The 12,500-nt window shown below is 50.9% G+C and carries 9 protein-coding genes; all 9 read left to right on the top strand.

All coding sequences use genetic code 11. The features are described from left to right. Positions 1–177: 177 nt before the first annotated feature. The 9 genes from LFE_RS09415 to glgP all read left to right on the top strand — a co-directional run bounded on the left by LFE_RS09415 (position 178) and on the right by glgP (position 12,498). A complete protein-coding gene (locus tag LFE_RS09415; protein ID WP_014449986.1) occupies positions 178–1,221 on the top strand; it encodes an NAD(P)-dependent alcohol dehydrogenase in 1,044 nt (347 codons plus the stop codon). Positions 1,222–1,224: 3 nt separating this feature from the next. Continuing rightward, on the top strand, positions 1,225–2,223 hold the full coding sequence (locus LFE_RS09410; RefSeq protein WP_014449985.1) for a tetratricopeptide repeat protein: 999 nt from the start codon (positions 1,225–1,227) through the stop codon (positions 2,221–2,223). A 274-nt stretch (positions 2,224–2,497) separates the two neighbouring features. Next, positions 2,498–2,809, top strand: coding sequence for a hypothetical protein (locus LFE_RS09405; protein ID WP_014449984.1), 312 nt, complete (start codon positions 2,498–2,500; stop codon positions 2,807–2,809). A 310-nt stretch (positions 2,810–3,119) separates the two neighbouring features. After that, on the top strand, positions 3,120–4,982 hold the full coding sequence (gene ilvD, locus LFE_RS09395; RefSeq protein ID WP_014449983.1) for a dihydroxy-acid dehydratase: 1,863 nt from the start codon (positions 3,120–3,122) through the stop codon (positions 4,980–4,982). A 123-nt stretch (positions 4,983–5,105) separates the two neighbouring features. Then, on the top strand, positions 5,106–6,218 hold the full coding sequence (locus LFE_RS09390; RefSeq protein ID WP_014449982.1) for an acetate/propionate family kinase: 1,113 nt from the start codon (positions 5,106–5,108) through the stop codon (positions 6,216–6,218). Between the two features lie 324 nt (positions 6,219–6,542). Then, positions 6,543–6,938, top strand: a complete 396-nt coding sequence (locus LFE_RS09380) for a DUF4398 domain-containing protein (protein ID WP_014449981.1) — start codon at positions 6,543–6,545, stop codon at positions 6,936–6,938. A 65-nt stretch (positions 6,939–7,003) separates the two neighbouring features. Beyond that, complete coding sequence (locus LFE_RS09375; protein WP_014449980.1) at positions 7,004–7,801, top strand: OmpA family protein; 798 nt, start codon at positions 7,004–7,006, stop codon at positions 7,799–7,801. Positions 7,802–8,259: 458 nt separating this feature from the next. Further along, positions 8,260–9,903 (top strand): phosphoglucomutase (alpha-D-glucose-1,6-bisphosphate-dependent), encoded by a 1,644-nt coding sequence (gene pgm / locus LFE_RS09370; protein ID WP_014449979.1) that lies wholly within the window; start codon positions 8,260–8,262, stop codon positions 9,901–9,903. Between the two features lie 45 nt (positions 9,904–9,948). Then, a complete protein-coding gene (glgP, locus tag LFE_RS09365; protein ID WP_014449978.1) occupies positions 9,949–12,498 on the top strand; it encodes an alpha-glucan family phosphorylase in 2,550 nt (849 codons plus the stop codon). Positions 12,499–12,500: the final 2 nt, after the last annotated feature.

Raw genomic sequence — 12,500 nt, 5'->3', positions numbered from 1 at the left:
CTTCAGCCATTCTTTTTTGATCCTGTTTCCGGATTTTTGAGTCCCGATCCACCCCGGATCAATCTTCCTCCCTATCGTTCAATGGCCTTTTACGGTTTGACCTCATAGTGTTTTTTGGGGGAAAATCATGCCGATAAATATAGACGATGGCGGATTTTCAAAGAGAGGAACTCGAAGATGATCGAAACGAAAGGTTATGCGGCAATGAAGGCGGGAGGGCCCCTGGAGCCTTTTTCATTCTCCAGAAGAGAGCTCGCCCCCAATGATATTTTAGTGGAAATCCTGTATTGCGGAATTTGCCATTCTGATATCCATCAGGTGAAAAACGAATGGGGTGGGGCAACATTTCCTCTTGTTCCCGGACATGAAATCGTGGGTCGTGTTTTAAAGGGTGGCTCGCAGGCGAAGCGTTTTGCTGTCGGGGATGCCGTCGGCATCGGGTGTTTTGTCGATTCCTGCGGAACATGTGAATCCTGCAGGGAAGGGTTGCAGCAATATTGTACGGGTGGTCTGGTCTGGACCTACAACTCAAAGGACAGGGACGGGAATATGACCCAAGGGGGATATTCCCGAAAGATAGTGATCCGGGAAGACTATGCTCTTGAAATTCCCCGGAACCTTCCCCTTGAAAGGGTTGCGCCGCTTCTCTGCGCGGGCATCACGACCTATTCACCCCTTCGAAGGTTCAAGGTCGGAAAAGGAAGCCGTGTCGGAGTCATGGGTCTTGGGGGGTTGGGGCATATGGCTGTGAAGCTTGCTTCCAGAATGGGGGCGGATGTCACGGTCCTTTCCCATTCTCCCAATAAGGAAGCTGACAGCAGGGTGCTAGGAGCGACCGGGTTTGTCAGGACAAATGATTCAGGTGGCATGGCACGCCTTTCAGAAACCCTTGATGTGATGATCGATACGATTTCGGCGCCCCATGATCCGAACCTTTATCTCGGACTCTTGAAACGCGATGGGGCGATGGTCCTTGTTGGTGTTCCCGAAGCTCCGTTATCTGTTCACGCCTTCAGTCTGATTGGCAGAAGACGAAACCTGACGGCTTCCCTGATCGGTGGACTTCCTGAAACGCAGGAACTTCTGGATTTCTGCGGACGGGAGGGGATAGGTGCCGATGTCGAGGTTATTTCCCCCTCCGAAGTGAACAAAGCTTATGAGAGGACCCTCTCCGGAGATGTCCGCTACCGCTTTGTTATCGATATGAGATCTCTGGATTGAGGAATGACTGACAATATTGACAGGATCATGACAACTTCTCCTGAAAAGCTGGAGCTGTTCCTTAAAACAAGGACGGGAGGGCTTCTTCTGGCCCTCGTGTCCTTCTCTTCCCTTTTGCTTTTTCCTCATGTTTCTTCCGCACTGACAAAAAAAGAAGCCATTCTTCTTGGACGGAAAGCGGAAAAAGGTGATCATCGAGCCTTTTCCCGGTTAAGGCATCTTGCCCGGACGGGCGATCTCTGGTCCGAAATCGTTTTGGGGGATTACTACTTGAGAGGGAAGAGCGGCCTGAAAGATCCGGTCAAATCGTTCAAGTGGTATCTTGCCGCGGCAAAAAAGGGAAATCCCGATGCCGAGACCGATGTTGGCGCTGCGTATTTCTATGGGGAAGGGGTTCCTGCAAATTATTTGATCGCCAAGGAATGGTTCCATAAATCGGCGATCCAGGGTTTTGTCAACGGGGAAAGCTGGATGGGAACGCTCTATGCTTCAGGTCTTGGTGTTTCAAAAGACATTCCCGAAGCGATCAGCTGGTATCGGAAAGCTGCGGCAGGCGGAGATGCCGGTGCGGCAACAGATCTGGGTGTCATCTACGAGAACGGGCTTTTGGGCCGTAAGGATTTTTCCAGAGCAAGAAAATGGTTCGATGTAGCGGTTTCCCGCAATGATCCCCAGGCGATGGCGATGCTTGGCTCGCTCTATAAATATGGACAGGGTGTTCCCAGAGATTTCTCCAAAGCGGTTTTCTGGTATAAAAAGTCCGCTGCTCTCGGCTCTGTTGTCGCGGCCTACGGTCTTGGCATCTGTTACGCACAGGGGCAAGGAGTGCCCAAGGATCGAATCAGGGCCTATGCATGGCTTTCGCGAGTTTTCAATGCTTCGAAACCACATTCCAAAACCTGGATGGTTGTCCGAAGGGAAATGGTCTATCTTTCCAGAAAAATGTCTCCTGAACAGTTGTCACAGGCCAAGGCCTTATCTCTAAAACTCCCCCGCACGTGAACTCCTGTCCCGTTCTATCCGGCCTTTCGTTTGCGGTCCATGTGCGCTCTTTTTCATCGACCTTGACAAGGGTCGTTTCGGGTGTACCCTGAAGCCATTCCCCTATCTGAACTCATTCATAATGGCTTTCCCTTTTTGGTGGCCGGGCTCCGTCTTCTTCCCTGCGGGTGGAAGGTACGGTTCCACTTAATCCGAAGGGAGCTATAGGGGGGGATTTCAGGCAAGTTATGGATCGGTCTTTGGACAACAACTTCTCATTGCAGGAGGGTAGGCCATGGAAACGACACAGGTTAAAAAAGAAGAGATTATCATGAAAGCCGAGAAAAAAGGGAGACTTGCATTGATTGATCCGGCTCCGGATCCCACCGAGGATGGTCTGATTTCCTGGAAACAAAATGTGAGGGGGTATTTTGGAGCGGTTTGTGATGATCTTGTGATGGAATACCATGCACCGGAGCTGAGGGGAGAAATCCTGGACGCTCTCGAGCGGGGTTGTGAGGTTTTGATCAACCGGCAGCCAGTCATGGATGTTCCTCATGAAGAAGCCATCCGACATCTGAAAGAAGTTTTTGCGGAGCTTCATTAAAGGGACCCCAAAAGTGAACGATTGAAAGGGGAGGCCTTGGGTCTCCCCTTTTTTTTGTCTTTTTTCTTCAGTCCTGACTTGAAGCTGTATGGGGAGGTAATCATTGGTGGTGAGAGGAGACTGTTTGACAAGGAGAGAAGGGAAAGGCAATCTGATGGGATATGTCTATTGATATCAGCGTTCTGGACAAGTCTCTTCCCTGAGACGGGAGATTTCAGCAGAAGGGGAATGACCGGAATATCGAAACACAAGAGCTCAATCGACAGGAAACTTGCAAGCGATTTTCCAACCAGGACAAAAGGAGTAAGTCATGCCCGAATACCGTTCCCGTACCACCACCCATGGACGAAACATGGCTGGCGCACGATCACTATGGCGAGCCACCGGCATGAAGGATGGCGATTTCGACAAGCCGATCATCGCCGTGGTGAACTCTTTTACCCAATTTGTGCCAGGCCACGTTCACCTGAAGGACCTGGGCCAGCTGGTCGCACGTGAAATTGAAGCGGCAGGCGGTGTCGCAAAGGAGTTCAACACCATTGCCGTTGATGATGGTATCGCAATGGGCCACGGAGGCATGCTGTATTCCCTTCCGTCAAGGGACCTGATCGCCGATTCGGTCGAATATATGGTGAACGCCCATTGCGCGGATGCGATGGTCTGCATCTCCAATTGCGACAAGATCACACCCGGAATGCTGATGGCTGCCATGCGCCTCAATATTCCGTCGGTGTTTGTGTCTGGCGGCCCGATGGAAGCGGGAAAAATCTTGAAAGTTGTCAACGGGGGGGAAAAAGTCATCAAGCTCGACTTGGTTGATGCGATGATCAAAGCCGGAGACAACGCTGTCAGCGATGCTGATGTCGAGGAAATCGAGCGCTCGGCTTGTCCCACCTGCGGTTCATGCTCCGGAATGTTTACGGCCAATTCGATGAACTGTTTGACCGAAGCGCTGGGGTTGTCGCTGCCGGGAAACGGTACCATCGTTGCAACGCATTCGGACCGGAAGGATTTGTTCCTGCGCGCCGGCCGGCTGATTGTCGATCTGGCCAAGCGCTATTACGAGCAGGGTGATGCATCGATTCTTCCCCGGAACATTGCCACCATGGCGGCTTTTGAGAATGCGATGGCTCTGGATGTCTCGATGGGAGGTTCCACCAATACCGTTCTCCATTTGTTGGCTGCTGCTCATGAAGCGGGTGTTCCGTTCAGGATGGCGGATATTGACCGAATTTCCCGGAAAGTCCCCTGTTTATGCAAAGTTGCCCCAATGACGGACAAATATCATATCGAAGACGTGCACCGCGCCGGGGGCATCTTCGGTATCCTGGGTGAGTTGGAACGGGCTGGCCTTCTGGATACATCGGTGGCTTCCGTTCATGCAAAGACTCTCGGAGAAGCTATCAAAAAGAACGATGTCATGTTGAGCCGTGATCCGGCCGTTCACCGGCTGTTTATGGCGGCTCCCGGCGGTGTTCCGACTCAAGTCGCCTTTTCCCAGTCGGAGCGTTTCGAAGCCCTGGATCTTGACCGGAGTGGCGGGTGTATCCGGGATCTTGCCCATGCGTATTCAAAAGATGGGGGGCTGGCGATTCTTTCCGGCAATCTTGCGGAGAAGGGCTGTATTGTCAAAACAGCCGGTGTGGATGAAAGCATCCTGAAATTTTCCGGAAAGGCCCGCATTTTCGAAAGCCAGGATGCGGCTGTGGATGCGATTCTTGGCGATCATGTTCATGCCGGGGATGTCGTCGTCATCCGTTATGAAGGTCCAAAAGGCGGTCCGGGAATGCAGGAAATGCTCTATCCGACCTCCTATATCAAGTCAAAAGGTCTTGGGAAGGTGTGCGCGCTTTTGACCGATGGTCGGTTCTCCGGTGGCTCGTCGGGGCTGGTGATCGGACACGCTTCACCGGAAGCGGCTGAAGGGGGGGCGATTGGGTTGGTCGAAGAGGGGGACGTGATCGATATTGATATTCCCAACCGCTCGATTAGCCTTCGGGTTTCGGACCAAGTGCTTTCTGCGCGCCGTGCCGCCATGGAAGCGAAGGGTGACGGGGCGTGGCTTCCGGTCAATCGGGAACGACCGGTTTCCCAGGCTCTCAAGGCATATGCGGCCATGACTACCTCCGCAGATCGTGGTGCAGTGCGAGACTTGTCCCAGCTGAAGCGGTAATGTGGCTGCCGGGTTATCCTCTTTGGGGTCACCCGGCCCTATCACATCATCAGAATTTTGTCCTAGCCGTTGAGGGAACGGTTCGGTGAGTCTTTCTGACTTCTTCCTGGGGGGGTGCATCCGGTGAAAGTGCTTGTCGTCAACCCAGGTTCATCAACTATCAAGCTGTCATTGTGGAATGGCAATAAAAGAACCGTAACTTCCACGGTGCCATTTCACGATCGTCCGGATATTCTGGAAAAGGCGATATCCACTTCTTTCTCCGGAATATCGGACAGTTTTCCGGGGGCAATCGGAGTGAGGGTTGTTCACGGTGGGCCTGCATTCGGAAACCCGGTCCTTGCAGGGGAAGGAATCCTTGAGAACCTCGAGGCTCTTCGCCCTCTTTCGCCTTTGCATACAGATGGTGCTATTCGTACGATCAAGGCTTTGAAGCAAACTTTTCCGGGTTGCCCTATTGTGTTGTCCTTTGATACAGCCTTTCATCGAACGCTCCCGGCAATCTCGAGCCGATACCCTGTTCCGGAAGCTTGGGTTCGGGATCATGGAGTCAGACGGTATGGCTTTCATGGACTGTCCTACGATTATCTCTCCCACCGTTTGAAAGAGCTTTTTAAACCAGAGAAAATCGAGCGTACGGTTGCTCTCCATCTTGGCAATGGAGCTTCTGCTTGCGCGATTCATTCCGGGATCTCTGTGGATACAACAATGGGACTGACTCCGATGGAAGGACTGATGATGGGGACACGGTCCGGTTCCATCGACCCCGGAATTCCGTTTTATCTGGGGACAAAAGGTCTGTCATCCGGGGAGATTGAACAGGATCTGAACCATCGCTCAGGTCTTTTGGGTGTCTCCGGCCTTGATAGTGATCTGATTATTCTGGAAAAAGCCTTCCATTCAGGACATAGTGGGGCAGGGTTGGCGTTGTCCATGTTCGCAAGAAAAGCGGCGCAGTCGGTTTCCCAGATGGCGACATCCATGGGGGGCCTTTCCTGTCTGGTTTTTTCCGGTGGAATCGGAGAGAACTCAAGTTTGATGAGGGAGTGGATTTGCCGGGATCTGGGGTTTTTGGGGATCTTCCTTGATTCAGTCAAAAACGGGGAGAGCCTGGAGACATCGCCTGATAGAGTGCTCTCGCATGCCGGCTCCCGAGTGTGTGTGGTTGTCATTTCCGCACAGGAAGACTGGACCATTTCGAGAGATACCCATCTTGTTCTAGGACATTCTTTTTAGGTGTTCTCATTCAGTTACTACGGATTTTTATGGTCTCTTCCTATCCATTTTCTCTCATCAGGGTTCTTGCCGGAAAATCAGAATTCCTGTACCCGCTCAAAATATCCATGATGGATGTTCTGGAGATCCCAAAAGATAGATTTTATTATGAAGGACAAGTATATCTTGTAATTTTGATTTTATTATACTATAAGATATGTTTTTTGGCCTTGTGCTTTCCTCCCTGAAGTGATAAACCTAAAAAGTAGTCTTTCTTCCCAGTATTTCCGGAAGGCTTTTCTCCCGTTCATTTTACCTGCCAGAAACAACCAAAGGAGGTTTGCGATGAAGCCATTGATCAATCGACCACACTTGGTGACTACAGGGGTTATGCTTTTATCGGCCATTGCGCTTGGCGGATGCATGAGTTCCGGTCCAAAGCCGGATGTTGCGATATCCCAGGCGAAGACGGCTGTCGATCAAGCGGATAGGGAGGGAACACGGAACTACGCGAATTATGATTTGACCTTGGCGAAAGACAAGTTGAAAAAAGCCAGGAAGGAAATGAAGGAAGGAGACTATAAGGAAGCACGTTTCTTGGCCAAGGAGGCAAAGGTTGACGCAGAACTTGCCGAAGCCAAGACCCAGACGGCGAAAACCAAGGAAGCAGAGGCAGAATTGAAGAAAAGTATGCAGTCGCTCGAAAAGGAAGTGACTCAACCCGGAATGTCATCTCAGTAAGTGACTGGAAACCGATGGGTAGAGGATGACTTTTATCGATGGATTTTCTGCAAAGGAGGTTTGTAATGAAAAAAAATTCTTTTCTTGCCTTGATCCCGGGATCGATTCTGGTTTCTGTCTTTTTGACCGGTTGTGCCAGTGCTCCACCCCATAACACGAACCTTGATGCGGCTATGTCAGCATACCAAACAGCAAGTCAGGATCCTAGTGTGATGCAGGCGGCACCAGAGCAGTTGCAGAAGGCCTCTTCCGCAATTGACAAAGCCAAGAGTCTTTATCAAAAAAATCCTTCAGATACTGATGTTGATCATTATGCTTACTTGGCAAAAAGAAGGGTGGAGATTGCCAATGAAAAAGCGGAGAACGACACGATTCAGGCAAAAATCAAGAAGGCCGGAGCACAACGGGATGCCCTTATGCTTCAGTCCAAACAACAAAAAATAGATCAGCTGAGAGACCAGCTTTCAAGCATGAAGGCTAAAAATACGAACCGTGGTCTAGTCCTGACTTTGGGGAGTGTTCTCTTTGATGTGAACCGGGCCTCATTAAAATCCGGAGCAACACAGAATGTGGACAAGCTTGCCCAGTTCATGAATGCCGATCCCAAGAGGAATGTCATGATCGAAGGATATACTGATAACACAGGGAAGGCCCAATATAACAAGATTCTTTCCCTGAGACGTGCTGAGTCCGTTCGGGATGCCCTGGTCAGTGACGGAATCAATCCTCAAAGAATCATCACGAAGGGATATGGGGCAAAGTATCCTGTAGCATCCAACAAGACCTCTGCCGGACGGCAGGAAAACCGACGTGTCGAGGTGGTCATTTCCGATGAAAACGGTCGATTCCCAAAAACCCGGTAATCGTCATGCAAGGGGTCTTGTGAAGGCGATTGTATTCAGCTGAAGAATGATGGTCTTCGTTGTGGCATCCTCATTTCTTTTTCGATTGTTTTTATACGGAAAAAGAATGAGGATGCTTTTACCTGTTTGTTTTCCCGGCATCACCTCCCTGTTCAATCCGGTTTAAGCCATTTTTCTTTTTCCTGGTCGTACATGAATGACCAGACTGAGCAAGATAAATCTTTATAATAAGCGGAAGCGCTCCTGCTGGTTGTAAAATTTCCTTTAATGAGAGAGGATGGAAGAACGTATTTCATTCTTTTACTGGTGAACTCCTTCTTTGTGTCTGCTGTTCGTCTTCTCTTTTAGTTCTTGAGATTTTAGAAAAAATCATTCATTTGCGGGTTTTGGTAGATTTGCTCCGATACATTGGAAACAACAGGCGTAAGGTTCGCTTCAAATCTCAAAAGGAGTGATGAATGCCGATCAACCCTCTTGCGGGAAAGCCCGCGTCTCCTGATGTTCTGGTCGATGTCTCGAAACTTGTCACAGCCTACTTTACGGAAATGCCCGACCCCAGAGTGCCCTCAGAGAGGGTTTCTTTCGGAACCTCTGGACACAGGGGATCTTCTTTTTCCCGATCATTTAATGAAGAACATATCTTGTGCATCACCCAAGCGATTTGCCTGTATCGAAAATCCCAGAAGATCGATGGCCCTCTTTACCTTGGCATCGATACGCATGCCCTTTCCGTTCCGGCGATGGTCACAGCCCTTGAAGTTCTCTCTGCCAATGACATCGATGTCTATCTGGCCTATAACGACGAGTTTACTCCGACTCCGGTGATTTCCCATGCGATCTTGACTTACAACGCCAATCGAAAGACTGGATTGGCCGACGGAATTGTCATTACCCCGTCACATAATCCTCCCCACGACGGAGGGTTCAAGTACAATCCGCCTAACGGTGGACCGGCGGATACCGCTATTACCTCATGGATTGAAAACAAGGCCAATGGTTTTCTGGAGGATTGTCTTCAGGGGATCAAGCGGATCTCTTATGCCAGGGCACTCAAGTCCCCCACAACGCATCGACATGATTTCCTGGGCTCCTATGTCGGGGACCTGGGAAATGTTGTCGATATGGAGATGATCCGGAGTTCTAAAATCCGGATGGGGGTTGACCCGCTTGGAGGGGCCGGCGTGCACTACTGGAACCGGATCGCTGAACAATACAATCTGGATCTGACGTGTGTGAACCAGACCGTTGACCCAACATTCCGCTTCATGACCCTTGATTGGGACGGTCAAATCCGCATGGACCCATCCTCCCCCTATGCAATGGAGTCTCTGGTGGCTATGAAGGATCGGTTTGATATCGCATTTGCTGCGGATACCGATCATGATCGACATGGTATCGTCACAAAAAGCTCTGGTCTGATGGCCCCCAATCATTATCTCTCCGTTATGGTGAGCTATCTTTTTACTCACAGGCCAAAGTGGGCTGCTAAAGCCCGAGTTGGAAAGACGCTTGTTTCTTCGAAGATGATCGATGCTGTGGCGAAGGATCTTGGAAGAGATCTCTATGAAGTTCCCGTTGGGTTCAAGTATTTCGTGGACGGTCTGATCGATGGGAGCCTCGGTTTTACAGGGGAGGAAAGTGCCGGGGCCTCTTTTCTCCGAATCGACGGAGGAGTCTGGTCGACAGACAAGGATGGAATCATCCCGGGGTTACTGTCGGCAGAAATGACTGCCCGGACTCAGATGGATCCCGGAGAGTCCTATCGGCATCTTTGTGAACGATTCGGAAATCCGGCGTATCGCCGGATCGATGCCCCCGCGACCGACTGGCAGAAATCCTTGTTGAAGAATCTCACTCCGGAAAAGGTCCGTTCAGGAGAGCTTGCCGGAGAAAAGATCCTTGAGTGTCTGACAAAGGCTCCGGGAAACAATCAATCCATTGGAGGATTGAAGGTCGTGACGAAAAGCGGATGGTTTGCTGCAAGACCTTCAGGGACTGAAAGCATCTACAAGATTTATGCCGAAAGCTTTGGGGGAGAGGAGCACCTCGGACGGATCTTGTCGGAAGCGCAGGAAGTCGTGAACAAGGCACTGTCTCAATAACTCGGTTTGCAAACCATTCACAAGTTCACAAGATAGAGGGGTGTAATGGTCAGGAAAACAACGATACCAGAGTCGACCAACCTGCGTTATACCACCAGACATTCAGATGTCGAGGGATTTGATTCGCTCGCAGAGCTGGCGCTCGATATGCGCTGGTCGTGGAATCATGCGGCGGATTCGGTCTGGCGGCTGCTTGATCCTGATTTGTGGGAATTGACCCATAACCCATGGGCGGTTCTCCAAACCGTTTCGCGGGACAGGATCTTGGAGGCTTTTTCGGATCCTTCTTTCCGGAAGGATGTGGCAAGGCTTTTGAAAGAAAAAAAGAAGTCCACGGAAGCTCCTGCATGGTTCCAGATGGCTCACCCGAACTCCGCCCTTTCCACAGTGGCCTATTTCAGCATGGAATTCATGCTGAGCGAAGCTCTTCCCATCTATTCCGGCGGACTTGGAAATGTGGCGGGTGACCAGCTCAAGGCGGCAAGTGATCTGGGTGTCCCTGTTGTGGGTATCGGTCTTTTGTATCAACAGGGGTACTTTCGCCAGGTCATCGACAGCGGGGGGAATCAACAGGCCCTTTATCCCTATAACGACCCAGGAAGTCTTCCGATCACACCCGTCCGGGAACCGAATGGAGAATGGCTCAGACTCTCGGTGGACATGCCATCAGCAAAAATGTGGCTCAGGGTCTGGCACGTCAAGGTTGGAAAGGTGAGTCTGTACCTTCTGGACTCCAATGATCTGGCCAATCATCCCTCCCATCGTCAGGTGACGAGCGAGCTTTACGGTGGTGGAGCTTCTCTCCGGCTGAAGCAGGAAATTGTCTTGGGAATCGGCGGCTGGAGACTTCTCCGAAAGCTCGGAATGGACGTAACGGTCTGTCATCTGAATGAGGGGCATGCGGCTTTTGCCATTCTGGAACGATCGAGAGACCAGATGGAAAAGACCGGGCAATCTTTTGATGAAGCGTTGGCGACCACCAGGGCGGGGAATCTTTTTACGACTCATACTGCAGTATCTGCCGGATTTGACCGCTTCGAGCCTCTCTTGATGGATCGCTACTTCAGAAAATACGCCGAGAACGATTTGAAAATTGGCTTTGAGGAGCTTCTTTCTCTGGGACGGATCCATCCTGAAGCGACCGATTCGCTTTTCAACATGGCACATCTTGCGATGCGAGGGAGCGGCCATGTCAACGGTGTGAGTGCGCTCCATGGGCGGGTCAGCCGGCACATTCTGGGAGATCTTTTTCCCAGATGGCCTACACCTGAGGTTCCGATCGGATCTGTGACCAATGGAGTCCATGCTCCCAGCTGGGATTCTGAGGGAGCCGATGCCCTGTGGAGCAATTCCTGCGGAAAGGATCGGTGGCTTTTGCCGACAGAGTCTCTTGAGAACGATATCCACCGCCTGTCAGATGAGTCCATTTGGGAGTTCCGGAACGCCTCGAGAGAAACATTCATCTCTTACGCCAGAAGGCACCTTACCCGTCAGATGAAGGTTTCCGGGGAATCGGCAGAGCTGATTGAACGTGTGTCCTCATTTTTTTCCCCTGATGTTTTGACGATCGGATTTGCCCGGCGATTTGCAACCTACAAGCGACCCAATCTCCTTCTATTTGATCCGGATCGTCTGATCCGTCTTCTTCATCATCCAAAGGGGCAGGTTCAGCTGGTGATTGCTGGAAAGGCTCATCCAGCGGATCTTGCAGGTCAGAAAATGGTCCGGGAATGGATTTCTTTCATCAGAAGACCAGAGGTTTTTGGACGTGTAATGTTCCTGTCGGACTATGACATGCTTTTAAGTGAACGGCTTGTCCAGGGCGTCGACCTCTGGCTCAATACACCCAGAAGACCCTGGGAGGCTTGCGGAACGAGCGGGATGAAAGTTCTGGTCAACGGAGGCCTGAATTTTTCAGAACTTGATGGATGGTGGGCAGAGGCTTATTCGCCCAAGGTCGGTTGGGCTCTTGGTGACGGCCTTGAACATGGAGATGATCCTGTATGGGACCAGGTGGAGGCTGAGTCGCTTTATGAAAAGCTCGAGCAGGAAGTTATTCCTGCGTTCTACGAACGCGACAGAAATAATCGGCCGTCAGGCTGGATCCAGCGGATAAGGGAAAGCATGGCTTGCCTGACACCCCGATTTTCAAGCAATCGGGCGGTCCGGGAATATACGGAGTCCTACTATCTTCCCGCATCAGAAAGTGTGCGATCTCGATCCATGGAGAATGGAGCTTCCGGAACCAGAATCGCTGCCTGGAAAAAGAAAGTGGCGAACTACTGGGCAACGCTAAAAATCCGGAATGTGTCATTATCGAACAAGGAGAGTCAGTTTCTCTTTACCGTTTTAATAGATCCCGGAAACTTGGACCCTTCAGAATTTTCCGTGGAACTTTACGCCGATGCTGGAGGAGATTTTCCAATGTTCCGGCAGAAAATGGAAATGGACCCTGCGGCCATATCAGGTGATCGCCTTTATTCGGCGACCGTCCCCGCCAACAGGCCACCGGGGGACTATACCGCACGGATCATTCCATCTTTTCCTGGTGTTTCTGTACCGCTTGAGGCATCACAGATCCTGTGGCAAAAGTAAAA

Origin of the sequence: Leptospirillum ferrooxidans C2-3, from assembly GCF_000284315.1 — a bacterium.
GTDB lineage: Bacteria > Nitrospirota > Leptospirillia > Leptospirillales > Leptospirillaceae > Leptospirillum > Leptospirillum ferrooxidans.
The sequence above is the reverse complement of the archived record's forward strand: the minus strand, read 5'-3'. Positions and strand labels throughout refer to the sequence as shown.